The 24,688-nt window shown below is 61.2% G+C and carries 21 protein-coding genes; 14 read left to right on the top strand and 7 right to left on the bottom strand.

Features of this window, described 5'->3' with window-relative positions:
- Positions 1-189: 189 nt before the first annotated feature.
- Together C8D72_RS02685 and C8D72_RS02680 are read left to right on the top strand one after the other, a co-directional pair.
- Entirely contained in the window at positions 190-1,590 is a 1,401-nt protein-coding gene (locus C8D72_RS02685) for a YcjX family GTP-binding protein (RefSeq protein ID WP_115852851.1), read from the top strand.
- Positions 1,587-2,675, top strand: coding sequence for a YcjF family protein (locus tag C8D72_RS02680; RefSeq protein ID WP_115852850.1), 1,089 nt, complete (start codon positions 1,587-1,589; stop codon positions 2,673-2,675). Before C8D72_RS02685 ends, C8D72_RS02680 begins: the two co-directional genes overlap by 4 nt.
- 37 nt (positions 2,676-2,712) lie before the next feature.
- Here C8D72_RS02680 and C8D72_RS02675 read toward each other — a convergent pair whose 3' ends face one another.
- Positions 2,713-3,732, bottom strand: coding sequence for a substrate-binding domain-containing protein (locus tag C8D72_RS02675; protein ID WP_115852849.1), 1,020 nt, complete (start codon positions 3,730-3,732; stop codon positions 2,713-2,715).
- A 124-nt stretch (positions 3,733-3,856) separates the two neighbouring features.
- Between C8D72_RS02675 and C8D72_RS02670 the strand changes: the two genes are divergently transcribed.
- From C8D72_RS02670 to C8D72_RS02635, 8 genes are all read left to right on the top strand, one after another.
- Entirely contained in the window at positions 3,857-4,900 is a 1,044-nt protein-coding gene (locus tag C8D72_RS02670; protein WP_115852848.1) for a Gfo/Idh/MocA family protein, read from the top strand.
- The gene (locus tag C8D72_RS02665; RefSeq protein ID WP_115852847.1) at positions 4,897-5,829 is read left to right on the top strand and encodes a sugar phosphate isomerase/epimerase family protein; all 933 of its coding nucleotides are present in this window, start codon (positions 4,897-4,899) and stop codon (positions 5,827-5,829) included. Before C8D72_RS02670 ends, C8D72_RS02665 begins: the two co-directional genes overlap by 4 nt.
- 36 nt (positions 5,830-5,865) lie before the next feature.
- Positions 5,866-7,077: an ABC transporter substrate-binding protein gene (locus C8D72_RS02660; protein ID WP_211308749.1), complete on the top strand. Its 1,212-nt coding sequence runs from the start codon at positions 5,866-5,868 to the stop codon at positions 7,075-7,077.
- A 64-nt stretch (positions 7,078-7,141) separates the two neighbouring features.
- Positions 7,142-8,056, top strand: a complete 915-nt coding sequence (locus tag C8D72_RS02655) for a carbohydrate ABC transporter permease (RefSeq protein ID WP_115852846.1) — start codon at positions 7,142-7,144, stop codon at positions 8,054-8,056.
- 10 nt (positions 8,057-8,066) lie between these two features.
- A complete protein-coding gene (locus C8D72_RS02650) occupies positions 8,067-8,885 on the top strand; it encodes a carbohydrate ABC transporter permease (RefSeq protein WP_115852845.1) in 819 nt (272 codons plus the stop codon).
- On the top strand, positions 8,882-9,964 hold the full coding sequence (locus C8D72_RS02645; RefSeq protein ID WP_115852844.1) for an ABC transporter ATP-binding protein: 1,083 nt from the start codon (positions 8,882-8,884) through the stop codon (positions 9,962-9,964). Before C8D72_RS02650 ends, C8D72_RS02645 begins: the two co-directional genes overlap by 4 nt.
- Positions 9,965-10,004: 40 nt before the next feature.
- On the top strand, positions 10,005-11,159 hold the full coding sequence (locus C8D72_RS02640) for a Gfo/Idh/MocA family protein (protein ID WP_115852843.1): 1,155 nt from the start codon (positions 10,005-10,007) through the stop codon (positions 11,157-11,159).
- A complete protein-coding gene (locus C8D72_RS02635; RefSeq protein WP_211308748.1) occupies positions 11,134-11,334 on the top strand; it encodes a hypothetical protein in 201 nt (66 codons plus the stop codon). The genes C8D72_RS02640 and C8D72_RS02635 overlap by 26 nt, the downstream gene beginning before the upstream one ends.
- A gap of 67 nt (positions 11,335-11,401) precedes the next feature.
- Here the strand turns inward: C8D72_RS02635 and C8D72_RS02630 are convergent, their stop codons facing one another.
- The 6 genes from C8D72_RS02630 to nagA form a co-directional block, all read right to left on the bottom strand.
- Positions 11,402-12,199, bottom strand: coding sequence for an HAD family hydrolase (locus tag C8D72_RS02630; RefSeq protein WP_115852842.1), 798 nt, complete (start codon positions 12,197-12,199; stop codon positions 11,402-11,404).
- A 76-nt stretch (positions 12,200-12,275) separates the two neighbouring features.
- Positions 12,276-13,154 carry a glucosamine kinase nucleotide-binding domain-containing protein gene (locus C8D72_RS02625; RefSeq protein ID WP_115852841.1) on the bottom strand — a complete coding sequence of 293 codons (879 nt, stop codon included), beginning with the start codon at positions 13,152-13,154 and terminating at the stop codon, positions 12,276-12,278.
- A complete protein-coding gene (nagE, locus tag C8D72_RS02620) occupies positions 13,144-14,853 on the bottom strand; it encodes an N-acetylglucosamine-specific PTS transporter subunit IIBC (protein WP_115852840.1) in 1,710 nt (569 codons plus the stop codon). Before nagE ends, C8D72_RS02625 begins: the two co-directional genes overlap by 11 nt.
- Positions 14,843-17,491, bottom strand: a complete 2,649-nt coding sequence (gene ptsP / locus C8D72_RS02615) for a phosphoenolpyruvate--protein phosphotransferase (protein WP_115852839.1) — start codon at positions 17,489-17,491, stop codon at positions 14,843-14,845. The genes nagE and ptsP overlap by 11 nt, the downstream gene beginning before the upstream one ends.
- Positions 17,492-17,557: 66 nt before the next feature.
- Entirely contained in the window at positions 17,558-18,577 is a 1,020-nt protein-coding gene (locus C8D72_RS02610) for an SIS domain-containing protein (RefSeq protein WP_211308747.1), read from the bottom strand.
- 46 nt (positions 18,578-18,623) lie between these two features.
- The gene (nagA, locus tag C8D72_RS02605) at positions 18,624-19,775 is read right to left on the bottom strand and encodes an N-acetylglucosamine-6-phosphate deacetylase (protein ID WP_245955119.1); all 1,152 of its coding nucleotides are present in this window, start codon (positions 19,773-19,775) and stop codon (positions 18,624-18,626) included.
- Positions 19,776-19,889: 114 nt separating this feature from the next.
- Here nagA and C8D72_RS02600 point away from each other — a divergent pair, with 114 nt between their 5' ends.
- The 4 genes from C8D72_RS02600 (at position 19,890) to gpgD (ending at position 24,664) form a co-directional block, all read left to right on the top strand.
- On the top strand, positions 19,890-20,516 hold the full coding sequence (locus tag C8D72_RS02600) for an SDR family oxidoreductase (RefSeq protein ID WP_115852837.1): 627 nt from the start codon (positions 19,890-19,892) through the stop codon (positions 20,514-20,516).
- 99 nt (positions 20,517-20,615) lie between these two features.
- Positions 20,616-22,574, top strand: coding sequence for an exoribonuclease II (locus C8D72_RS02595; protein ID WP_115852836.1), 1,959 nt, complete (start codon positions 20,616-20,618; stop codon positions 22,572-22,574).
- A gap of 184 nt (positions 22,575-22,758) precedes the next feature.
- On the top strand, positions 22,759-23,898 hold the full coding sequence (gene gpgS, locus C8D72_RS02590) for an N-acetylglucosaminyl phosphatidylglycerol synthase (RefSeq protein ID WP_115852835.1): 1,140 nt from the start codon (positions 22,759-22,761) through the stop codon (positions 23,896-23,898).
- A complete protein-coding gene (gene gpgD, locus C8D72_RS02585) occupies positions 23,891-24,664 on the top strand; it encodes an N-acetylglucosaminyl phosphatidylglycerol deacetylase (RefSeq protein WP_115852834.1) in 774 nt (257 codons plus the stop codon). Before gpgS ends, gpgD begins: the two co-directional genes overlap by 8 nt.
- Positions 24,665-24,688 lie beyond the last annotated feature (24 nt).

The raw sequence follows: 24,688 nt of genomic DNA, 5'->3' as shown, positions 1-24,688 counted from the left end.
CCCTGATAACCACCCTGCTTGAATGTTTTGCCCTTGCCCCGGCCGGGGAGCCTGTATGCAATGTACAGCGCTGCATAGACTATAGACGTTGTGTGCCATGTTACCAATCCGATTGCTTTCAGGCGGTCTGACATGCAATTCGCTACAATCGGGGCCACCGACCTGCAATGACCGACAACAAGGACGCCCATGCCGCTATCGCTGCCCGGTTATGCCAGTGACTGGCTTGAACGCAGCCTTGACCGACAGGTGCGCCTGGCGGTTACGGGCCTGTCACGCGCCGGCAAGACCGCCTTTCTGACCTCGCTGGTCAATCAGCTGCGCCATGCAGGCCTTGATGCCCGGCTGGACATGATGAGCTGTACCCGCGAAGGCAGACTGCTGGGCGCCCAGCGCCAGACCCAGCCGGATCTGTCCGTGCCCCGCTTTCCCTATGATGGCGCGCTTGCCGCCCTCGAGGGAACGCCGCCCGAATGGCCCCCGGCGACCCGCGGTATCAGCGAGCTTCGTCTGCTCATCCGCTACAAGAGTCGCACCAATAGCCGTCATTTCCTGGGCGAGCAGCGCACCCTGACGCTGGACCTGATCGACTACCCCGGTGAGTGGCTGCTGGATCTGCCCATGCTGCGCCAGAGCTATCAGCAGTGGTGCGAAGCCCTCGGAGCACAACTCACGGGCCGCCGACGCCGCTTCGCCGAAAGCTTTCTGAATCGGGTCAGCGAGCTGGATCCGGCCGCCACGGCCGACGAACAGGAGCTGGCCGATATCAGCGCCGAGTACGCCCGCTCGCTCAACCGCGCGCGCAATGAAGGCGGCTATACCTGGGTGCAGCCGGGACGCTTCCTGCTGCCCGGCGAACTCGATGGCGCCCCGGTGCTGCAGTTCTTTCCGTGGCCACTGGAGCAGCTCGGTGACCCGGCGCGGCTTGCCGAGCTGCCGGCCGACAGCAACTACCAGACACTGGCGCGACGCTTTGAGCACTACAAGCGCACCGTGATCGGCCCCTTTTATCGCCAGCACTTTCGCCGCTTTGATCGCCAGATCGTGCTGGTGGATGTGCTCTCGGCGCTCAATGCCGGGCCCGATGTCTTCGACGATCTGCGCCACGCCATCGCCACACTGATGCAGAGCTTTGACTACGGCAGCCGCAGCCTGCTGTCGCGCCTTTTCAATCCGCGCATCGACCGCCTGGCGATTGCCGCCACCAAGGCCGATCACGTCACGCCCGAGCAGCACGACAACCTGCTGTCGCTGGTACAGGCGCTGATGTCCGAGCCGCTGCGGGACCTGCGCTATGCGGATGTCCCGGTCAAGTCCCTGTCGCTGGCCGCCATACGTGCCACTCAGGCCCGCACGGTGGAGCAGGACGGCAAGCGTCACCCCGCCCTCAAGGGCACGACCGAATCGGGCGAAGAAGTGCTGATGTTTCCCGGCGAAGTGCCCCCGCGCCTGCCGGATGCCGAGTTCTGGCAACGTCAGGGCTTTGAATTTACGGCCTTCAGGCCGGCGCCTCAGGGCTCGGGCGAAGCCCTGCCCCACATTCGCATGGACAGCGCGCTGGACTGGCTACTGGGAGACAAGCTGCGATGAACGATCCACGCCCCGGCAGACGCTTTGATGTAAAGGACGAGGCCACCGCCAAAACGGCGCCCTCGCCCGAAGCGCCCACCTTCGAACAGCACTTTATCCCGGTGGACCCGGCGCCCGGCGCGCGCTATCAGCTCGACAGCGTGCATCATCCCCTCGAGGAGGAAGCCCCGCCCGAGCAGATCGACAGTGCCCTGGACCACGCGCTGGCCAGGCCCAGAAAGCGTCGCTGGGGGCTTTTGAGTGTTCTGGCGGGCACGCTGGTCATGGGCGGCGTTCAGGCCGTCGAGACCTTCCAGAATGCCTGGTTTGGCGGTGACTGGGTCAGCGGCGCCTGGAGCGTGCTGGGGCTGGGTGTGGTCACGCTGGCCGGCACCTCTCTGACCCGGGAGCTTGTGCGCCTCAAGCGGCTACGCCGACACGCGCGTCTGCGCGAGGACATCGATGCCCACATTACGGACACGCAGATGGACGGTGATCGCATGCAGGACATGTGCAATCGCCTGCGTCACCAGATGGGCCTGAGCGATCGCGACCCGCACTGGCAGGACTTTCAGCGGGCCCGTCAGGACCATCACAATGCCCGCGAGACCCGGGATCTTTTCAGCCACTACGTGCTGGCGCCGCGGGATGCCAGCGCCCGCCAGCTGATTACCCGCATGTCGAGCGAAACGGCCCTGCTGGTGGCGATCAGCCCCGTGACGCTGATCGACATGGGCCTGATGGCCTGGCGCAACCTGCGCATGATCGATCGCCTGGCCGCGCTGTATGGTCTGGAGCTGGGCTATGCCAGTCGCCTGCGTCTGTTTCGCGCCGTGCTTGCCAACATGGCATTTGCCGGTGCCAGTGAACTGGCCACCGAGGTGAGCATGGATCTTCTGTCGATGAATCTGGCCAGCCGACTCTCCAGCCGCGCCGGTCAGGGCATGGCCAGCGGACTGCTGACGGCACGGCTGGGCATTCGCACCCTCAGGATGCTGCGCCCGCTGCCCTTCGAGGATGACCGCGCCCCGAAGCTTTCCGATCTGCGCCGCCAGCTCTGGCAGCAGATGAAACGGGTCGATGATGGCAAAAGGCAAAAGTCGTAGGACAAAGATGCCAAACCAGTCATGGGGACCTATTGCGTCATGGCTTCGGCGGCGGGCCAATGCTGGCGGTGGCATGCAGCGTCCCGGGCCAGATCAGAGTCGGACCGGGCTCGCCTCTGAGCACGGCCAGTATGCCATCGGCCAGGGCCTGCCCGAGCGCTGCCAGAGGGATCTCATAGGCTGTTAATCCGGGGGACAGAAAGCGCAGCTGCGGATTGTGACGAAACCCGATTACTGATAAGTCCTGCCCTACGACTAGCCCAGCCTCGCGCAATTCGGAATAAACACCCATGGCGATCGCTTCATAGCTCAGCAATAGCGCCGTTGGCCGGTCATCCAGCGCCATCAGTGCAGCAACCGCTTGGCTGCCACCATTTTCGTTTTGCTCCACTCGCATGACCAGGGCAGGGTCATAGCTCAGCTGGTGACGCGTTAAAAACGATTGGTAGGTCGCATATAGCATCTCACCGAGATTGACATCACTCTGCGGCAGGGTAATGGCGATGCGTCGATGCCCCAAGGCCACCAGCTCCGCCAACGAGTGCTCGACAAAACCTTCGAAGTCAAGATCGATCCAGGCATGGTTACTGGAGACTCCGGACCTTCCAAGCGTCAAGAAAGGAATCCCCTTTTTGCTTAGCAGCTCGATACGTGGATCCTGTCGACGAATATCAGCAAGGATGATTGCATCCACAATACCACGCCCTACCACACGTGATAGAAAGCTGCAGACATCGTCGCTCGAACTACAGGGCAAGATCACTAGATCGTAGGCGTGACGTGCCAGTTGAGTCTGAGCTGCATCGACGACCGGTAGGAAAAAGTCGTCACCGTTGCGTTCAACAGCACTACTGGTCTCGATCATGATGCCGATGGTCTGAGTAGCACCACGGCGCAGGGCACGACCGGTCTGGTTTGGCGCATAGCCCAGCTCATGTGCTGCTGCTATCACACGCTCACGAGTCACAGGATTTACATCCGGCTTGCCATTCAACGCTCGCGAAACAGTTCCGATCGAAATCTGAAGGTGCATGGCAAGTTCACGAATACTGGTCATTACCTACTCCGTTATACCTTTAGATTATTACCCTTACATTCTATTTAAGTTATAACTGTTTCCGTAAACGTTTACGGCACGCTGCATCGCAAAAGTGCGAGAAGCTTCACAAAGGAGAACAGCCATGCAAACGGCAGTTCTGGTGGGTTGCGGCGCCATGGCCGACGGCTGGCTGCACACTATAAGTCAAACTCCCGAGATCGCTGAATCGCTGCAAATTGTCGGTTTTGTCGATCTTGATCCGACACTGGCTGCAGCCAAGGCAGCAGTTTATGGCTCACAGGCTGCCTATGGAGATGATCTGGCAGCAATGCTCGACCAGCTGCAGCCCGATATGGTGTTTGACATCGTGATACCTGACGCCCGGCGAGAAGTAGTAGAGATTGCATTCGCTCATGGTTGCGACGTGCTGTCGGAAAAACCGCTGGCCCGGGACCTGACCGACGCTCGCGCACTACTCGCTGAAGCTGAAAGCAGCGGCCGGGTACATGCCGTCATCCAGAACCGCCGCTACCTGCCGGGCATACAGCGTGCGCGCGACTTTTTAGCCTCGGGCGCCATTGGCCAGGTGACTGAAGTGCATGCGGACTTCTTTCTCGCACCGCATTTTGGTGGGTTCCGTGAGGAGATGGCGCATGTGTTGCTGCATGACATGGCGATTCACACTTTCGACGCCGCTCGCTACCTCGCCAATATCATACCGCGCAATGTCTTTTGCCGTGAAACCAATCCACCCGGCTCGTGGTACCGCCATGGCGCCAGTGCCAGCGCCCTTTTTGACTGCGAAAACAATGTGATTTTTACCTACCGCGGCTCATGGTGCGCCGAGGGCGCATCCACCAGCTGGGAAGCGCAGTGGCGCATTGTGGGCACCGGCGGCACGCTTGTATGGAATGGTAACCACGGTTTTCTGGCAGAGATACCAGAACAGGGCGAGGGACTACTGCGCCCGATGCGCGAGGTAACCGTACCACCCTCTATTAGAGCGAATGTGCCTGAAGGCCATGCCGGAGTCATCGCCGACTTCCTTGCCGCACGCCTTGAGGGACGAGCACCGCTCACCTGCGCATCCGACAACATTCACAGCCTGGCCATGACCGTCGCTGCCATCGAAAGCGCCGAAACCGGCCGGATCATTCCAATCAGCATTCAGGGAGACACACCATGAGCAACCCTGCCAAGCGTATTCGCATCGGCACCATGATTGCCGCCTCGGGCGGTGAAGCGGCCACTCGTATCGACGAGATCGCCGATCTGGGTTTTGAAAGCTTTGAGCCATTTTTCTGGCAAACAACCAATGGTCAGGATCTGGCCGAACTGGGAAGACGCTGCCGCGATGCCATTGGCGATCGCGACATTACCCTGTCGACTCTTGGCATGTTCGGCAACCCGTTGGAAGACAAGCCGCTCGACCGCGACACCCTGCAGGGCTGGAAGGACTGCATCGACAATGCCCACCATTTTGGCGCCACCTGTGTAGCAGGCTTTACGGGTCGCCTGCGCGGCAGATCGATTCCCGACAGTCTGCCGCGATATCGGGAGATATGGTCGGATCTTGCCAAACGTGCCGCCGACAAAGGCGTACGCATCGCCTTTGAAAACTGCGCCATGGATGGCAACTGGCAGTCAGGCGACTGGAACATCGCTCATACGCCCGACGCGTGGGAAATGATGTTCAACGAAACACCCGACGACAACATCGGCCTGGAATGGGAACCATGTCACCAACAGGTTTATCTCATCGATCCACTGCCTCAGATTCGCAAGTGGGGCGACAGGATTTTTCACGTCCATGGCAAGGACGCCACCATACGCTGGGATGTCATTCGCGAGCACGGCATTTTCGGCAGACTGCCGCATGTCTTTATGCGAACGCCCGGATTCGGTGACAGCAACTGGAGTGACATCATCACCGAGTTGAGGCTCGCAGGCTACGAAGGCGCTATCGACATCGAAGGATGGCATGACCCTGTCTATCGCGACGATCTGGAGATGACAGGTCAGGTACAGGCGCTCAACTATCTCAAGACCTGCCGCGGCGGCGACTTTGTGCCCGGAACCGGTCGGTATGAGGGCGGCGATCCATCACTGCTCTGAGAACGATGCAGAAACCTGAATCAGGGAGAAGTTCCCATGAATCCGCTGAAAATAATGTTTCTCTCCGCTCTCGGACTGTCCGGCAGCTGGACCATGGCCCATTCGGCGCCTGTTGAACTTGACCTTTGGACAATTGATCAACCGGGTGAATATCACTATGTCATGGCTCGGGAATTCGACCAACAGCATGCCGATATCACCATCAATGTACGCACGGTACAGTTTCGCGACGTAGTCAACGACCTCGCACGCGCAGTGGCAACCGGCAATGGACCGGATGTCACCTATATCGACAATCCGGATATGGCATTGTTTGCCCCGCGCCATTTGCTGCTGGATCTTGCTCCTTATGTCCGAAAATCCGATATCGTTGACATCGACAGGATCTTTCCCGGACCACTAGCCTCGGTCAGGTTTGACGACAGCCTTTACGGTCTACCGCGGGGGTCAAATACGCTTGCACTCTACTATAACGCCGACATGTTCGAGGCGGCAGGCTTGGATCCCGATCAGCCGCCCACGACCTGGGAACAGCTTTACCAGTACGCGAAAGCGCTTACTGATTCGTCGGAAAACGTTTATGGCCTTGCTTTTTCGGCCATCAACAGCGAAGAGGGTACATTCCAGTTTCTGCCATGGGTGCAAATGGGCGGCGGCGACTACAACAATATCGCCACACCGGGTGCCAAGCGGGCTTTGACTCTCTGGACCCGACTCATTGAAGAGGGGCTAGCCTCGCGCGATACATTGATTCGAAGCCAGTACGAAAGTACCGGCACCTTTAATGCGGGCAACGCCGCCATGGCCATCTCCGGCCCATGGGAACTGCCAAGAATGAGCGAGGAAGCCGATTTCAACTATCGTGTCGCCATGCTACCGGTGCCGGAAAAGAAGGCCAAGCGAGCCTCGGCGCTGGGAGAAGGCGTTAATACAATCCTGGCCAACACCAGATATCCAAAAGAAGCTTTCGAGTTTCTCGAATTCATGCACGCCAATATGGACAGGGTCTGGAATGAGTTCGGCATGCTGCCGGCCTCTAGAGTCGAAGTAAAAGATCCGAACTTTCCACAGGCCTACGCAGTGTTTGATGAGAGCATGAAGTATGCCCGCACCCGTGGCCCCACCCCAGAATGGCAAAAAATTTCCCAAACGATTCAGCAGGCTGTTCAGTCAGCGCTGACAGGACAAGTTGAACCGGCTGTAGCACTGGAAAACGCTCAGTTGAAGATCGACCGTATCCTCGACTGAGGTTACAGACGAAGGCGGTAGATGCCGCCCTCGTATTCATGTCCAGCATACATGGGGAACAACAATGCCCAGATTCAAAACCGGCCTGATGAACGGGCTGATAGATGGAAAAGGGTTCGACACGACTCTTGTGCTGCTCTCACTCGGCTATCTGTTGGTTTTCTCGGCCTTTCCCTTGATTTTTAACCTGATCATGTCATTCCAGCAGGTTGATCTATTCTCGCTGGCACAGCTTGTGCGCCCCTTCGTAGGGTGGGATAACTACCGGGACGTGCTGACTCGACCCGAAAGTTGGCCGATCTTTCTCAATACGGTCAAATTCGTTGGTATTTCCTTGTTGGCTCAGGTTTCTGTCGGTTTCGCACTGGCGCTTTTTTTTCAACAGTCGTTTCCCGGTGCCACCTTCCTGCGCGGCCTTTTCCTTGCGGGCTGGATTATGCCGGCGCTGGTGGTAGGGGCAGTCTGGAGCTGGGTGCTGGCCGGCGACTACGGTGTATTGAACTACGGCCTTCAGTCGCTGGGGCTGGTGCGTGACAAGATCTTCTGGCTTTCAGATCCGGCCTGGACCCTCTACGCCGTCATCATTGCCAACGTCTGGCTGGGCATCCCATTCAACATGATTCTATTGTCAGTGGGCCTTGCCGGCATTCCCGACGATCTTTATGAAGCCGCCAAAATGGACGGCGCTACCTGCCTGCAGCGCTTTACGACCATCACCCTGCCAATGATGCGAGCCCAGCTTGGGGCCGTTATCTCGCTTGGAACCATTTTCACACTACAGCAGTTCGATCTATTTGCCGCGCTGACACAGGGAGGACCAGCTAACGCTTCCAACGTATTCCAGTACTGGTCGTGGCAACTTTCGTTTGAAAACTATGAAATCGGCCAGGGCTCGGTAATATCGATGCTGATGATCCTGTTTGTGATTCTGGTGGCCGTCGTCTACGTCCGCTCCACTCGTCACGAACAAGCAAGCTGAGGAAGCCATCATGAGCATTAAACGCATCATTCTTCTAGCTCTCGCTCTCGTCTTCGTCAGTATCTACCTTTTCCCGCTTTACTGGATGTACATCACCGCCATGAAAGGGAGTACCGGGATCTTCGCCTACCCGCCCAGCTTCTGGCCCGAACATCCTCAGCTGGCGATAATCGAGGTGTGGCAACGCCATGACATGGGGCGCTATCTGTTCAACTCCCTGCTGATCGCAGGTGGCACTACGCTGATCGTTACGGTAATGGGCAGCGGTTGCGCCTATGTGCTATCGCGCCTTCGCAACCGCTGGATGGATGTAGTGCTGTTCGCCGTCTTGATGATGCAGGTGCTCCCCTCCTCATTGATGATTACGCCGCTTTTTGTATCTTTCGAGCAGGTCGGACTGACGGACTATCCGCGGACAGCGGTGATTCTGGCGCAGGCGGCCAAAATGCTGCCGCTGTTCATCGTATTGGTACGCGCTACCTTTTTGCAGGTACCGCGAGAGCTGGAGCAGGCGGCGCTGATCGATGGTAACTCTCGCCTCGGTGCCTTTTTGCGGATCATGGTGCCACTAGCACGCAACGGCATACTGGTCAGCAGCGTCCTGATCTTTTTGCAGTCATTTGGTGAATATGTCTACTCTCGCTCGCTCATTTCGGAACGGGCATTGCAACCAGCCACGGTAGGGCTTCAGTCCTTTATGGGCCCCAACTCCTCGGACTGGTCCGGGGTAATGACCTATGCCGCAATTTATGTCACCCCGATCCTCATCGTGTTCGTCCTTCTACAACGCCAGATCGTTAGCGGCCTGACCTCGGGAGCCCTCAAATGACCTTCCAGATCGAAATCGATCAGCTAAACAAGTACTACAGCACCAACCACGTTCTGCGCGACATCTGCATGCAGATTCCCAAGGGCCAGTTTGTAGCTCTCGTTGGACCTTCGGGCTGCGGCAAGTCCACCTTGCTGCGAACCATTGCAGGGCTTGAGACAGCAGGCGCCGGAAAAATTTTTATTGAAGGCGCGGAAGTGACCGGCAAGGCGCCGCGAGAACGAGATCTTGCGATGGTTTTCCAGTCCTACGCGCTCTATCCACACATGACGGTGCGCAAAAATCTCACCTATGCGCTGCGACTCAAGCGCCAGCCTAAAGAAGTGATCGACCATGCGGTCAAGGAAATTTCTCAGATAACCGGCCTTGAAGAGCTGCTTGATCGTTTCCCGCGCGAGCTGTCCGGTGGACAGCGACAGCGGGTAGCAATGGGACGTGCGATTATCCGGAACCCTAGCGCATTCTTGTTTGATGAACCTCTGTCAAACCTCGATGCGGCGCTTCGCGTACATATGCGTGCCGAAATACGCAAACTGCATCAACGCCTTGGCGCCACTTCAGTCTATGTCACGCATGATCAGATCGAGGCAATGACTATGGCCGATCATGTAGTGGTCATGCGTAACGGCCGAATTGAGCAACAGGGCGCACCGCTTACTCTATACGACCGCCCGACTAATCGCTTCGTGGCAGGTTTTATAGGCTCGCCGGCCATGAATTTTTTGCCTGCCACTGTAGCCGAGGATGGCGTTTCCGTGCGCCTTGAACTGCCCGGCGCTCCGGTGCTGCAGTTCATTGGCCGGCGCCCGGCCGGAGAGGCCGTTATGCTGGGACTTCGACCTGAGCATCTCATGCCGGAAGAAGGCATCGACGAAAACAGGCTGAGTCTTCCGGTTAATCTGGTCGAGCGTACCGGTTCAGCCTGTTATGTCATGACCAACACAGATCCCGAGATCGTTGTCGCCGTACCCAGTCGTGTGGAAGAAGATATCAAGCAGATTGGCGTTACAATTGCTCCCGAACACGTTCATCTCTTCTCGCGTGACGCCTCTGGAACAGCACTGTTGAATGCCGCCTGAAACGTACCCTCTGCAAACAGCATTCAAAAAGGAGCATTTCATGGTACCACTCAAACTCGGAATGGTCGGTGGCGGACAAGGCGCCTTTATCGGCGGCGTTCATCGCATCGCAGCCCGCATCGACGGGCATTGGCATCTTGTGGCGGGTGCGCTGAGCTCCGATCCCGAACGCGCTACTGAGTCGGCCGGAGAACTGGGCCTTGCCCGTAGCTACACCGACTACTCGGAAATGGCGCGTGCCGAGGCCAGGCATCCTGATGGCATTGATGCGGTGGCAATTGTCACCCCTAATCACATGCATGCAGGCCCTGTGGTGGCTTTTCTACGCGCCGGCATACACGTGATCTGCGATAAGCCGCTTGCTGCCACACCTGAGCAGGCGCATGAGATTGCCGCAGCGGCAGGCGACAGCACAGCGATGTTCTTTCAGACCTACAACTATACCGCCTACCCGCTGATCCGCTCGGCACGTGCCATGGTCGCCGATGGCCAGCTGGGCCGGATCCGGGTGGCGCAGGTAGAATATGCGCAGGACTGGCTGGCATCTGAAGTCTCCAACAAGCAGGCCGACTGGCGTACTGACCCTGCAAAATCAGGCGCAGCAGGCTGCGTAGGTGATATTGGCACTCATGCCTTCAACCTGCTTTGTCATGTTTCCGGCCTCAAATGCACTGAACTTGCCGCCGATCTCTCCACTTTTGTACCCGAGCGACGCTTGGACGACAACGGACACGTTATGCTGCGTTTCGACGGCGGTGCCAAGGGAATGCTGTGGTCCTCGCAAGTGGCAGTCGGGCGCGAAAATGCGCTAAGCCTGCGCCTTTATGGCGATAAGGGCAGCCTGGAATGGAATCAGGAAAACCCTAACCTTCTGCGCTTCACGCCTTTCGGCGCCGCGCCACGTCTGTTGACTCGAGGCGGCCCTGATCAGCCTGAGGAAGGCAGTCACCATCTTCGTACGCCACCGGGACACCCGGAAGGATACCTTGAAGGATTCGCCACCCTTTATACACAAGCAGCCACTCGGATTCGCGATGCGCGACGCGGCGTCACATCCAGCCGGAACCATATCCCGAATTTGCAGGATGGGCTGGCCGGGATGGACTTTATTACGGCCTGTCTGGACTCCAACGCTAGGAACGCTGCCTGGGTAAAGCTGGTGCCATCCGATGGCTCGTCCATGTCCGACCCATAATGTCGTCAGCGAACTGTCCGTTTGGCTGGGCATTCGCACGCTCAGGATGCTGCGCCCCCTGCCCTTTGAAGACGACCGCGCGCCAAAGCTTGCCGACCTGCGTCGCCAGCTCTGGCAACAAATGAAACGCGTTGATGATGGCAAGGCCGACAAGGGGAAAGCAGACAGCACCTGATATCCCCCCACCCCGATGATCGACATGTCAGGATCGATCGTCGGGGTAAAAGATGAGAGAACCACCCCTAGAGCGCAAACAGCTCGCGCAGCTTTACGGCGACACCGGCTTCAGTGTGCGCCTTGATCAGCTCGGCATTGGGCGCCCGGGTCAGAAGTTCGGGATGGGCGTTGCCCATGGCAAAGGCACGGCCGGCATTTTGCAGCATATCGGTATCGTTGAGGTTGTCACCGAACGCCACGGTGCGTGACACCGGAATCTCAAGCTGCGTGGCCAGGCGGTTGAGCATTTGCCCCTTGGACGCCTCCCGATCCATCACTTCCAGCGAGTTCTCAAGGGAATAGGTGATGTGCGTGCGATCCTCGAAATGGGCGCGAACGCGGGTTTCGATCGCCTTGAGCAGCGAAGGGTCGCCGATAAAGAGCACCTTGCCGACCTGCTGGCCATCAACGCCGGCCATGTCGACCACGTCGTAGGTAAATCCCGTGCTTTCATGAAAGGCCAGTAGCTTCGGCTCGGGCGCATCGATCAGCCAGCGATCGCTGGTGTAAAGATTGATGCGCACCTCACCCGGGACATCCATCTCCAGCACCGTGCGCACGATGTCCGGCGGCACCAGAATCTCGTGAATCAGCCGGTCATCCGGGCCGTGCAGGTGCGCGCCGTTGGCCGAAATGATATGCGCATTGACCCCGAGCTGACGCCGGACCTCGCGAATATCCTGGTAGTGACGTCCCGAGGCGATGGCCAGCGAATGGCCCTGTCGCTCGAGCGTCTGAAAGGTCTCAACGGTGACGTCATCAAGGCCATGATCGGCGTTGAGCAGCGTTCGATCCAGATCGGTCACGATCAGATGAGGCGTCATGCAATCTCCTGTACGCAGTAAAAGCCGGCATGGCAGACGCTCATTGTAGCGTCTGCCCGTGCCCTGATGATGTGCACTACTCGCCCGCCAGCCGTAACGCCCCCTCGACGCTACTGCCGTGCGGGCGAACCAGCTGCTGTTTGATCCCCTGCGGCACCCAGGCTTCAAGCGCATGGGCAAGCCCTCCGCACAGTGCCAGCGGCAGCTGCGCCTGCGGGTCCAGCGCCCGATACATCAGCGCGATATCCTCACCTGCCTGCTGTAGCAGCGCCTGCGCGATCGGATGCTCGCCATGCTGAATGACTACCGGCGCGAGCGCGGCAAATCGGGTCTGATCGGCGCTGGAGAGCCAGTGGGTCAACGTCGCCGCACAGGTCACGGGCGCTGGTGAGAGCGTCGACATCGCCTCACACAGCGCCCGGGAAAAGTCATCCGGCGCCGCGCGCCCGTCCAGCGCATGCTGGACATGGCGGCTCGCCCGCAGCCCCAGCCAGGCACCGCTGGCTTCATCGCCCGAGGGAAAGCCGTAGCCGCCAACGCCAGAGCGTCGCCCGTCAGCATGCAGCGCCTCACCGACGCTGCCGGTTCCCAGCGCCACGATGGCCCCGGGCCGGCCCTGATGAGCGCCGATCAGGGTGGTAAAGGCATCACTTTCAAGCCTCAGGCCCGCAAGCCTCGGCGCGGCCTGTAAAAAGGCGTCACGCCATGACGACTGGTTGGCACCGGCAAGCCCCAGCGCCAGCCGGCACTGCGTGGTGGGCAGGGCCAATCCCAATGCCTGCTGCGCCTTTTTCAGCGCCTCCAGAATGGCGTGCCAGGCGCGCGTGACGCCCAGTCCGAGCCCTGACGGCCCGCCCGTGACCTCGACACAACGCCCGTGCCACTGTGCCAGCAGCCGGGTACCGCTGCCGCCGCCGTCCACACCCACCAGCAGGGTGTCGTCGTCAGCGGCCATCGCGCTGAATCTCCGCCTGAAGCTGCTGCGCCACGATCCACGCCTGCTCCCCCAGCACCAGATGCAGACAGTGATCACCGATGCGCTGCACCCCCGCAGCGCCCAGCGCTGACAAGGCATTGTGATCGATACCTGACGGCTCACTCACCTCAAGGCGCACGCGCGACAGCGCCACCAGCTCGCTGCGGCGCAGGTTGGCAACGCCGCCGAGTGCCTCGAGCCAGCGGGACAGCTCGGCATCCTTCAGACGGCTCTGGGCGGACATCTCCTGCTCGGCAGCCGGGGCCATGGTGCGAGCGACATCCGGCGTTTCCACCGGCTTGCCGCGCTGGCGCAGCGCCGTGCGCATATCCTCGGCCACCCCATCGGCAATCGGCCCCATCACGACCTGCAGGTGCCCGCCCTTGAGCTTGAGCACGCCGCGGGCGCCCAGTCTCTTGAGCGCGGCTTCATCGATCTGTTCAGCGTCCTGCACCACCAGCCGCAGTCGGGTGGTGCAGGCCCCCACCGAGGTCAGGTTGTCGCTGCCGCCCAGTGCCGTGACAAAGGCCGGGCCACGCGCCTGAACCTCGCCCTCTTCATCGGCAGCCGACGCCGGCGCCACGGCATCGCGCCCCGGCGTTTTAAGATCAAAGCGCACGATGGCCCAGCGAAAGATCATGTAATACAACGCGGCATACAACAGCCCGACCGGAATCAGCAGCCAGCCGCGACTGGAGAGCCCATAGGAGAGCAGGTAGTCGAACAGGCCGGCAGAGAAGGTAAATCCGAGCCTCACATCCAGCCAGCTCATCAGCGCCATCGATACCCCGGTCAGTACGGCGTGCACCGCATACAACACGGGCGCCAGGAAGATAAAGGTGAACTCCAGCGGCTCGGTGATGCCGGTCAGAAAGGCGGTCAGCGCCAGCGAAAAGAGCATGCCCCCTACCCGGGCGCGCTGATCCTTCGCGGCGGTGTGATACATCGCCAGTGCTGCCGCCGGCAGGCCGAACATCATCACCGGGAAAAATCCGGTCATGAAGCGTCCGGCGCTGGGATCGCCGGCAAAGAAGCGGTGAAGATCGCCGGTGGCGCCTTCGAAGTTGCCAAACACAAACCATACCAGCGAGTTGAGCACGTGATGCAGCCCGGTCACGATCAACAGCCGATTGAGCGTGCCATAGACAAAAAGGCCCAGCTCACCGGAGTCGATCATCCACTGCCCGCTCTGGTCGATGGCGGTCTGGACCGGCGGCCAGACCCAGCCGAATATCCAGCCCAGCGCCAGCGCGGTCAGTCCGGTGACAATCGGGATAAAGCGCCGCCCGGCAAAAAAGGCCAGATAATCGGGCAGCGCAATGTTCTTGCAGCGGTTGTACCAGAGCCCCGCCACCACGCCGGCAATGATGCCGGCCAGTACGCCCATGTTGATGTCGGGATTGAGGGCTTCGAGCACCGCCGTAATGACCAGGTAGCCGATCGCCCCGGCAAGGCCGGCGGCACCGTTACTGTCATCGGCGATGCCCACGGCCACGCCGATGGCAAAGATCAGCGGCAGGTTTTCAAAAATGGCGTTACCGGCCTGGGCAATAAAGGCAATGTCCAGCAGGTCGGGCTGGCCCATGCGCAGCAGCAGTCCGGCAATGGGCAGTACCGCAATGGGCAGCATGAGCGAGCGTCCCAGCTGCTGAAGCGCCCCCATGAAATCAAGTCGCATCGCGCGGTACTCCCCTGTCGGTTGTTGTGGCATCCGTTGTTATGGCATCTGTATGGGATGTCGAGGCATGTTCCTGCAGCCACTGCTCAAGGCGCTGGCGCAGCGTGACGCTATCGATGGCCTCATCGAGCCACGTGCGCAGCTGCCGGGCAAGCGCGGCCCGGTCGAGCCGTCGGATACCGGCCTTGACGGCGGCCACGCGCGCCGGCTCCACCGACAGCTCCTCCACGCCGAGTGCTACCAGCGCCGCCCAGGCCTGCTGATCGCCCGCCGCAGCGCCGCACAAGCCGACCGGACACTGGCGCCCGGCGGCGCCCTTGACGGTCATGTCGATCAATCGCAGCACGGCGGGATGCAGCACATCGGCGCGCCCGGCCAGATCCGGATCCTCGCGGTCCATGGCCAGGGTGTACTGGGTCAGATCGTTGGTGCCGATGGAGAGAAAATCCGCCACGCGCGCGAGCTGGTCGGCGCACAGCGCCGCCGCGGGCACCTCGATCATTGCCCCCAGTGCCGGCCGGCCCTCGAGATTCATCTCTTGTGCCAGAGTGTCGAGTCGCTCACGCACCGCCACCAGCTCGGCCGCCTCGGTCACCATGGGGACCATGATGTGAAGACGATCCAGCGGTGTTACGGCCAGCAGCGCCCGCAGCTGCACGTCCAGCAGGTCCTGATGGCGCGCCATCAGGCGCACGCCCCGCGTGCCCAGCGCCGGGTTGGGCACGGCAGGCAGGGCCAGATAGTCCAGCTGCTTGTCGGCACCGATATCCAGCATGCGGATGATGACCGGATGATCCCCCATGGCCTCGAGCGCCTGCTGGTAGATCTGGCGCTGTGTGTCCTGATCCGGCGCCTGCTTGCGGGCCATGAAAAGAAACTCGCTGCGCATCAGGCCGATGCCATCGGCGCCGGCACCATGGGCGGCGCGGGCTTCTTCGACACCTGCAACGTTGGCACGAACCTCGATCAGTGCGCCGTCCTGCGTGTGGGCCGGTTCATGGGCGACCCGACGCTCGGCGGCGGCGCGCACCCGGGCCTGCTCGATCTGCTCGCGGGCAGTGTCGAGCTGTGCGTCCTCGGGCTGGAAGGTCAGTACCCCTTGCTGTGCATCCAGAATGACGGTGGCACCGTCATGGTGGGCCATGATCTCCAGCACTCGAGACCCCATGGCCGCCAGACAGGGCAATCCGCGGGCGCGCGCCAGCAGCGCCACGTGAGAGGTCGTACCACCGCCGGCCACACAGAGCCCGGCAGGGGCGACGCGATCCAGTGCCAGAAACTGTGACGGCGTGATCTCCTCCGCCACCACGATAGCGCCCGGTGCCATCTCGAAATGACTGGCCGCTGCGGCATCCGGGACCAGTAGTGCCACCAGCCGCGCCTGCAGATCACGCAGGTCATCGCCGCGCGCGGCCAGCAGTCGGCTCTGGCTCTGGCGCAGCTCGACGATGCGAAGCTCGAGCACCTCACGCCAGGCAAAGGCAGCGCTGCGCCCGGCCTCGATATGCGCCAGACTCTCCTCCAGCAGGGCCGGATCATCCAGCCAGGCCTGATGCGCCTCCAGAATATCGGCCTCTTCGCGCCGGCCCTCGGCGCGGGCCTGTTCGATATCCGTGACCAGGGTGTCATTGAGCGCCCTGATGGCCGCCTTCAGCTGGCGTCCGGCTTCTTCGGCGCTCTCCTCGCGGTCTTCGTCAACCTCAAGGCGCGGGTGTTCAAGACGTACCAGAGGGCCGACGGCAAGGCCCGGGCTGGCAACCAGTCCATGGCAGGTGGTGGCATCGCCGGCCGGTACCGCCGTAGAGACCTCTTCGGACGGCTCATCGTGGGCCGGATCGTCCTCGGCGGCTTCGGGGGTGGTTAAAAGCGCCGCCGCCTCGCCCAGCGCCGCGGCGGCGTTCGAACCACGGGCGATAATGGTCAGGGTGTCTCCCTGACGCAGCGAGAGGCCCATGAGCGCCGTCAGACTGGCGGCATCGGCCTCATGCTCGCCACGCTCAAGCATGAGGGTACAGCCGTGCTGTCGGGCAATGCCTCGAAGGCGTGCCGCCGGACGCGCATGCAGCCCGGCCGCCAGCGCCAGCGTGACCTGGTCACGATATTCGTTGTTGCTGCCCTCTACCGCCTCGGCAGGCAGCCGGTCAGAGAGTGCAACGAGGGTCATCAATGACGCGCCGCGCTCGATCACACTGCCGGGAGATGATGTCTCTGCCAGCTCGCAGCGCCATTGGTCATTGCTGGTCACCACCAGCGGCGTAATCAGACTCAGCGCCCGGCAGGCCAGCAGGTCCGGATCAAAATCCCACAGCAGATCACCACACCTGACGCGATCGCCCGAGGTGACGTGGGCGGTAATGCCCTCGCCTTCCAGATCGACGGTGTCCAGCCCGAGGTGAATCAGTATCTCGCAGCCCTGATCGGTCCTGAGGGTCAGGGCGTGGCGTGTGCGCGCCAGATGCACCACCTCGCCGTCGCAGGGGGCAAAAAGCTGCGCCTCCAGTGGCTCCAGGGCAATGCCCGGCCCCATGGTCTGCTGGGCGAAGACGGGATCGGGCACCTGGTCAAGCGGCACCAGTACCGCCTTTAATGGTGCCTGTAAAAGCGTCTGCGCGGGCGTTGGTTCAGCAGTGTCGGGCATGAGAAGGTCCTGTTGTCGTTGTCATGGCGTCATGGCCGTCCTGTGAGTCATCACACAGGCGCGCTGTCAGCGCGTCTGCGTGACCTTGTTGAGAAATTCGGGGCGGTCGGGATCATGCCCTGTCGCGACGGAAAGTGCCTCATTCATGAGATAAAAGCTCTGAATGGCACAAAGTGGCGCCAGCGCCTCATGGGGGGCATCGGCGATGGTGAGATCGCGTGAGGCCACCGCGGCATCGGCCGCCAGCAGTACCCGCGCCCCACGCGCGCGAAAGGTGTCGGCAAGCTCGACCAGCCCCTGCTGGGCGTTGCCCCCTGGCGCCAGGATCAGTACGGGATAGTCCTGCCCTACCAGCGCCATCGGTCCGTGCTGCACCTCGGCGCCGCTGAAGGCTTCCGCCTGAATGACGCAGGTCTCCTTGAACTTGAGTGCTGCTTCCTGCGCGATGGGCAAACCGGCGCCACGTCCGATGACCAGAAGGCGATCAACATCACGCAGCGCCTCGACGCCCTTGCCCCAATCAAGCCGGCAGGCCTGTTCCAGCGCCTCGGGCAGCGCCTCAAGTCCTTCAAGCAGGGCGTGGTCGCGCTGCCAGTGCGCCATCAGCGAGGCGCTGGCCGACAGCGTGGCGAGAAAGCTTTTGGTGGCGGCCACGCTTGTTTCTGCCCCGGCCTGCAGATCGATCACGTGATCGGCGCCCCGCGCCAGCGGCGAATCCGTGGCATTGACCATGGCAAGGCTCAGGGCGCCGCCGCTCTTCAGGGCCTTTTGCGCTTCGATCAGATCCGGGCTGCGACCGGACTGCGATACCGCCAGCGCCAGCGTGTGATCAATCTGCCAGGCCGTGTTATCCAGGGTACACAGCGACAGCGGCAGTGACGCGCAGGGCCGGCCGCTCATCTGCATCATCAGGCGAGCAAAGTAGCCGGCGGCATGATCGGAGCTGCCGCGCGCCACGGTCATGGCGCCGTGAATGGAGCGCTGGCGCAGCACCTCTCCCAGCTGCGCCATGGTGTCGCGATTGACGCGCCACTGCTCGGCAATTCGTTGTGGCGCGCTCAGCGCCTCATCACGCATCAATGACATGACGGCTCTCCCGGCTCAGGGTCAGAAAAAAGGATCATCGTGTGCATCATTCGAGCACCGGCTGCCCGGCGACCCACACCTGCTCGATTTCCAGCTGCGGCGAGAGGGTCACGATATCGGCCCGGTAACCCGGCGCCAGTATTCCGCGATCATTCACGCCTAGATAGCGGGCCGGCCACAATGACAGGCGCTGAGAGGCCTCTTCCAGTGACAGCCCGAGCCCCGTCAGGTTGCGCAGCGCCACATCCATGGTCAGAGCGCTGCCGGCAAGTCCCCCATCGGCCAGGCGCACGCTGTCGCCCTGCTTGAAGACGCGATGTTCCCCCAGGCGATATTCGCCATCAAACATGCCGGCCGCCGCCGTGGCATCGGTGACCACATAAAGATGCGGGATGGCACGGCGCGCGGCCAGCAGCGCGCCGGCCTCCACATGCACCAGATCGCCGATCAGTTCGGCGTAGTCGCCGTGCGCCAGCGCCGCACCCACCACGCCGGGGGCGCGGTGGTGCAGCCCGCTCATGGCGTTGTATAGATGGGTAAAGCCCCGGGCGCCGCTCTGAAGAGCCTCGACACACTGATCGTGCATGGCAGCACTGTGCCCGATCTGCACCCGAACACCCCGTGCGGCCAACGTCTTGATCAGGGCCATGTGCCCGTCGACTTCCGGCGCGATGGTGATGACCCGAATGGGGGCCAGAGCATCGAGCTCATCAAACGCCTCAAGCGTTCCCGGACGGGCATAGGGCGGCTGGGCGCCCAGCATGTCCGGGTTGATAAAGGGGCCTTCAAGGTGGATGCCCAGAATATCGGCCGCCCGCTCGGGGGGCGTTGCCATAATGCGCCCGGCATCGCCAAAGGCGTGTATCAGCGCCTCGCGAGAAGCCGTCATGCTGGTGCCCAAAAGGCTGGTGGTACCGAAGCGGGCATGCGTGCTGGCAAGCGTGGCCAGCGCATCCCCTCCTTCCATGAGATCCGCCCCGCCCCCGCCGTGGACGTGCAGATCGATAAACCCGGGAATGATCCGGGGCGCGTCATTGTCCTCGGGATTCACCGGCGTGCCGCTGACACCGGCGATCCGACCCTGTCTGATGGTCAGCTCACCCCTGAACCAGCCTTCGGGGGTCAGTATGTTGCCTTCAAGTGTCATCGCCCGTTTCCCTGTCTGCCCATGCATGGCCTGCGCCATCGAAGGTGCCATGATTGATATCCGTTCATGACACCCCAACTCAATACAGGCGTATCTTCAGCGCTAGCCCTGTCTTCAGGCAAGGTCTCGTCTTCAGACAGGGCCTTCAGACAAGAGGTATTGGTAATGACCACATTGATCATTGGCGCCAACGGCAAGATTGGTCGTCGCCTGTGCGAGCAGGCTGCCCGCAAGGGCCATCCGGTACGCGCCATGGCGCGCAACGAGCAACAGAAAGCGTTCCTTGACTCAATTGGGGTCGAGACGGTCATGGGCGATCTGACCGGCCAGATGACACACGCTTTTGAAGGCTGCGATCAGGTGGTCTTTACCGCAGGCTCGGGGGCTGCGACCGGACTGGACCAGACACTGATGGTGGATCTCAACGGTGCAATGCGCGCCGTGGATCTGGCCCGGGAGCATGGCATCCGCCGGTTTTTCATGGTCAGCACCCTGCATACCGACCCCTTGAAAGGGCCGGAGAAACTACAGCCTTATCTGGTGGCCAAGCGCGCCGCTGATGCCTATTTGCAGTGTTCAAACCTTGAGCATGTCATCCTGCGCCCGGGTCGGCTGAGCGACGAGGCCGGCAGCGGTCACATCGAGACTGACCCGGCCAGGGCTGCCACCGGTGATGTCTCGCGCGACAACGTCGCCACGGCGCTTTTGACCCTGCTGGCGCGTAAAACGACCGCGCCCGGCGAGATCGTCTTGCTCGATGGCGACCGCCCTATCGAACAGGCGCTGGAATAATGCACCCACCCTTGCTACGACTCGGTGGCAAGGGTGCCTCTTTCACCGGCTCGTGTGAGGCCTTATAGTGGGCCCCCGATTCCCTAACCGATTAACGAGATGCTCTCGAACAACAGCCAGCTCGCCCAGCTCAAGCAAAATATCCGTGAAAAAACGCCCCGTGTGACCGGTTTAATCAAGGCCACTGACAAGGGTTACGGTTTTTTGGAAACCGACGACGGCCAGTCCTTTTTCGTGCCGCCCCCCGCCATGAAGCAGGTCGTACACGGTGACCGTGTCGAAGCCGTGCTCAACGAGGAGAAAGAACGCAAGAGTGTCGAGCCGGAAAGCCTGATTGAAGCCGGACTCAATCGCTTCATCGGTCGCGTCAAAAAGCGTGATGGGCGTCTGTCTGTCGTTCCTGATCATCCCTCCATCAATACGGCGCTGCGTGCTCGCACCCACCGCAGTATCGAGGAGAGCACGCTCAATGAGGGCGACTGGATCGTGGCGCACCTGCTGCGTCATCCGCTGCGTGAAAACGATCGCGGCTTTTTTGTTCAGGTCGACGAGATTATCGCGACCGGTGAGCATCCCTCTGTCCCCTGGCGGGTGACACTGGCGCGCCATGCGCTGGAGCAGGCCTCACCGGAAGCCGGCGACAGCTGGCCGCTGCGTGAAGAAGGTCTTGAGCGTCGTGATCTGACCGAGGTGCCCTTCTTTACCATCGACAACGCCACCACAACCGACATGGACGACGCGCTCAGCGTCGAGGCGCTGGACAACGGCCGTTTCCGCATGAAGGTGGCCATCGCCGACCCCACGGCCTATGTCGAACCGGGCGATACGGTCGACCTGGAAGCGCGCCAGCGTGCCTTCACCGTCTATCTGCCGGGTCAGAACGTGACCATGCTGCCCGAGCCGCTGGCCGATGACCTGTGCTCGCTCAAACAGGATGAAGACCGCCCGGCGCTGGTGTGCACGTTTGAAGTGGATGGTGACGGCGTGATCAGTGGCCACCACTTTGAGGCCGCCACCGTGCGCTCAAAGGCGCGTCTGAACTACGAGCAGGTCTCCGATTATCTTGAGGCGCTTGAGGCAGGAACAACGCCCGCGTGGACGCCGGAGTTTGAAAACGGTGAAGCCCAGCTCAAGGCGCTGGCCGGATTGACGCAGGCGCGTCAGAGCTGGCGTCAGCAGCATGCGCTGGTCTTTGCCGACCGCCCCGATTATGTTTTCAAGCTCGATGAGACCGGCAACGTGCTGGATATCGTCACGGAAGAGCGCCGGATCGGTCATCGCATGGTAGAAGAGGCGATGATTGCGGCCAACGTCTGCTGCGCCAACCTGCTCAGCGAACATGTCGGCCACGGCATCTTTAACGTCCATCAGGGGATTGCGACCGAGAAGGCCGAGCAGGCGCAGGCCTTCCTGGCCAGCCAGTCGGTCGAGGCCACGCCGGAGCAGTTCAACGATATCGCGTCCTGGCGCGCGCTGCGCCACCAGCTCGATGAGCGCCAGGATGCCTGGCTGGATGCCCGCCTGCGCCGCTTCCAGGGCTACAGCGTCATGCAGACCGAACCGGGACCGCATTTCGGCATGGGCCTGCCGGCCTACGCCACCTGGACCTCGCCGATCCGCAAGTACGGCGACATGATCAACCATCGCCTGATCAAGCAGGTTCTGCGCGGCGACGCCGAGCATGACAAGGCCGCCGAGGTCTCGGTGACTGATCATCTCAGCGAGCGTCGGCGCCTGAACCGCATGGCCGAGCGTGACGTCAAGGACTGGCTCTATGTCCGCTATCTGGCCGATGCCGTCACCAATGAGACGCCTTTTGAAGGCGAAATCGTTGATATCCGCCGCGGTGGACTGCGTGTTCGGTTACCGGCCAACGGTGCTTCGGCCTTTGTCCCTGCCTCCATGCTGCATTCCGATCGCGATGCCGTCAGTATCGATGACAAGGAAGGTCTGATCAGCATTGGCGGTGAGTTGCGTTATCGCCTGGGCGATGCCTTGAGTGTCGTGCTGATCGAAGCGCGTGAAGAGACTCGCTCACTGGTTGCACGTCCTGCCTGAACCATCTGCCCGCTCCGGCCATCGGGGCGGGCAGTCACCCTTTGCATCAGGGCTACAGTCTGTTACCCGTTACCGCGGCAGTCATCAGATTGACACATTATACTAGGGCGCCTGCTGACAACCTGCGCCTTCAGGGCGTGGCTTGTTTGATCAAATACGTGCGGTTCGAGGAGGTATCGGCGTAGTGCATATTGCCGACATGACCATGTTTTATGCGCCATCCAGCGGTGGCGTGCGTACCTATCTCGATGCCAAACGTCGTCGCTTGAACGCGACTGCCGATATTCGACACACGCTGCTGGTACCGGGAGAGGCGTACACGCATCACGAGGATGACCATCGGGTCAATGTGCCTGCCGCACCTCTGCCCTTCAGCAACGGCTATCGCTTTCCTCTGACACGGCGGCCGTGGCGTCGCGCGCTGCGTGACGTTCGCCCGGATCTGGTCGAGGCCGGCGATCCCTACATGGTCGGCTGGGCGGCCATTGCCAGTGCACGCGAGCTGGATATTCCGCTGGTGGCCTTTTATCACTCCGATCTCCCGACCATGATCAGCAATCGACTGGGCAACTGGTCGCGTCCGCTGATCAATACCTACATCAAACGGCTTTATGCGCATTATGACCGGGTGCTGGCGCCCAGCAACGTCATGGCGCAGCGGCTCGAAAGACTCGGGATCGAGCATGTGCGCGTTCAGCCGCTGGGGGTGGATCTGAAGACCTTTCACCCTTCCCTGCGCGATGCCAGCGTCAAGACCGAGCTGGGGCTTTCCGAGGAGACCCGGCTGCTGGTCTTTGCCGGACGCGGCTCACAGGAAAAGAATCTGCATGTCCTGCTGGAAGCGATGCGAAAGCTTGCCACTGGCGAGCATCAGCCCTATCACCTGCTGCTGGTCGGCTCCTCCATGCCGACCCAGGTGCCGGATAACGTCACGGTGATCAACCATTTCTGCCCGACCGCCGAGATCGCACGCTATTTCGCCAGCAGCGACGCCCTGCTGCACGCCGGCACTCAGGAAACCTTCGGTCTGGTGGTGCTGGAAGCCATGGCCTGCGGTATACCAGTGGTGGCGACCCGGGCCGGGGCCCTGGCGGAAAATGTGCCGGAAGGTTGCGGCATGCTGTGTCAGCCGCTGGACAGCGAGGACATGATGCAAAGCATTCTGGCGCTGTTTGAAAATGACGCCAGAAAGATGGGCCAGAAGGCGCGCGCGCATGTCGAGCGCCATCATGACTGGAATATCGTGGTGCAGGGCGTGACGCATCATTATCAGGAGCTGCTGGGGATCAGCACGACGGCAAGGGCGAGCGTACAACATGGCTGACAGGGAATTTGCACTGGTATTGCATGATATTGCACCTGCCACCTGGCCCGACTATCGCTCCTTTGTCGAGCAGATCGATGGCATGGGACAGGTTCCCATGACCTGGCTGGTCGTGCCGGACTTCCATCATCGCAGCAACACCTTCGAGGATGCCGGCATGCTGCGCCTTTTGCATCAGCGCATGGCGCGAGGCGATGAACTGGCCCTGCACGGCTTCTACCACTGTGATGATGCCCCCCCCCCACGCACGCCGCGCGATTATTTCATGCGCAGGCTCTACACCTATGAAGGCGAGTTCTACCCCATCGACTACGATGAAGCCCTTGAACGGCTGGAGCGCGGCGCCGAACTCTTTCGCCGTCAGGACTGGCCGCTGGATGGCTTTGTGGCACCTGCCTGGCTTCTGGGTGACGGGGCGCGCCGGGCGCTTGCCACACAGGGGTTTACCTATACCAGCGATCCCGATCACCTTTATCGGCTGCCGGACTATACGGCCATCAAGGCACCGTCACTGGTCTGGAGTGCCCGCAGTCGCTGGCGTCGCGGCATGTCATGGCTGGTCAATGAGCGGGCGCGGCGACGTCATCAGCATGAGCCGCTGATTCGACTGGGGCTGCATCCGGTCGATATGCGCCACGACATTTCCCGACGCTACTGGATTGAAACGATCCGTCGCCTGCTTGATGAAGGCTATCAGCCGACCACCAAGATCAGCTGGCTGCATCGTCAATCAAGCCCATCGCCGGGCAACATGGCAACGTCGTAATCCTGAATGGCTCGGCGCCCTGCG

It is taken from the genome of Kushneria indalinina DSM 14324, from assembly GCF_003385845.1.
Classification (GTDB): domain Bacteria; phylum Pseudomonadota; class Gammaproteobacteria; order Pseudomonadales; family Halomonadaceae; genus Kushneria; species Kushneria indalinina.
Note: the sequence above shows the minus strand (reverse complement) of the source record. Positions and strands in the feature narration are given on the sequence as shown.

Bases quoted from the DNA above. Each gene is read 5' to 3' on its own strand.
- C8D72_RS02685 (WP_115852851.1), top strand. From the start codon at position 190: ATGCCGCTATCGCTGCCCGGTTATGCCAGTGACTGGCTTGAACGCAGC.
- C8D72_RS02680 (WP_115852850.1), top strand. From the start codon at position 1,587: ATGAACGATCCACGCCCCGGCAGACGCTTTGATGTAAAGGACGAGGCC.
- C8D72_RS02675 (WP_115852849.1), bottom strand. From the start codon at position 3,732: ATGACCAGTATTCGTGAACTTGCCATGCACCTTCAGATTTCGATCGGA.
- C8D72_RS02670 (WP_115852848.1), top strand. From the start codon at position 3,857: ATGCAAACGGCAGTTCTGGTGGGTTGCGGCGCCATGGCCGACGGCTGG.
- C8D72_RS02665 (WP_115852847.1), top strand. From the start codon at position 4,897: ATGAGCAACCCTGCCAAGCGTATTCGCATCGGCACCATGATTGCCGCC.
- C8D72_RS02660 (WP_211308749.1), top strand. From the start codon at position 5,866: ATGAATCCGCTGAAAATAATGTTTCTCTCCGCTCTCGGACTGTCCGGC.
- C8D72_RS02655 (WP_115852846.1), top strand. From the start codon at position 7,142: ATGCCCAGATTCAAAACCGGCCTGATGAACGGGCTGATAGATGGAAAA.
- C8D72_RS02650 (WP_115852845.1), top strand. From the start codon at position 8,067: ATGAGCATTAAACGCATCATTCTTCTAGCTCTCGCTCTCGTCTTCGTC.
- C8D72_RS02645 (WP_115852844.1), top strand. From the start codon at position 8,882: ATGACCTTCCAGATCGAAATCGATCAGCTAAACAAGTACTACAGCACC.
- C8D72_RS02640 (WP_115852843.1), top strand. From the start codon at position 10,005: ATGGTACCACTCAAACTCGGAATGGTCGGTGGCGGACAAGGCGCCTTT.
- C8D72_RS02635 (WP_211308748.1), top strand. From the start codon at position 11,134: ATGGCTCGTCCATGTCCGACCCATAATGTCGTCAGCGAACTGTCCGTT.
- C8D72_RS02630 (WP_115852842.1), bottom strand. From the start codon at position 12,199: ATGACGCCTCATCTGATCGTGACCGATCTGGATCGAACGCTGCTCAAC.
- C8D72_RS02625 (WP_115852841.1), bottom strand. From the start codon at position 13,154: ATGGCCGCTGACGACGACACCCTGCTGGTGGGTGTGGACGGCGGCGGC.
- nagE (WP_115852840.1), bottom strand. From the start codon at position 14,853: ATGCGACTTGATTTCATGGGGGCGCTTCAGCAGCTGGGACGCTCGCTC.
- ptsP (WP_115852839.1), bottom strand. From the start codon at position 17,491: ATGCCCGACACTGCTGAACCAACGCCCGCGCAGACGCTTTTACAGGCA.
- C8D72_RS02610 (WP_211308747.1), bottom strand. From the start codon at position 18,577: ATGTCATTGATGCGTGATGAGGCGCTGAGCGCGCCACAACGAATTGCC.
- nagA (WP_245955119.1), bottom strand. From the start codon at position 19,775: ATGGCACCTTCGATGGCGCAGGCCATGCATGGGCAGACAGGGAAACGG.
- C8D72_RS02600 (WP_115852837.1), top strand. From the start codon at position 19,890: ATGACCACATTGATCATTGGCGCCAACGGCAAGATTGGTCGTCGCCTG.
- C8D72_RS02595 (WP_115852836.1), top strand. From the start codon at position 20,616: ATGCTCTCGAACAACAGCCAGCTCGCCCAGCTCAAGCAAAATATCCGT.
- gpgD (WP_115852834.1), top strand. From the start codon at position 23,891: ATGGCTGACAGGGAATTTGCACTGGTATTGCATGATATTGCACCTGCC.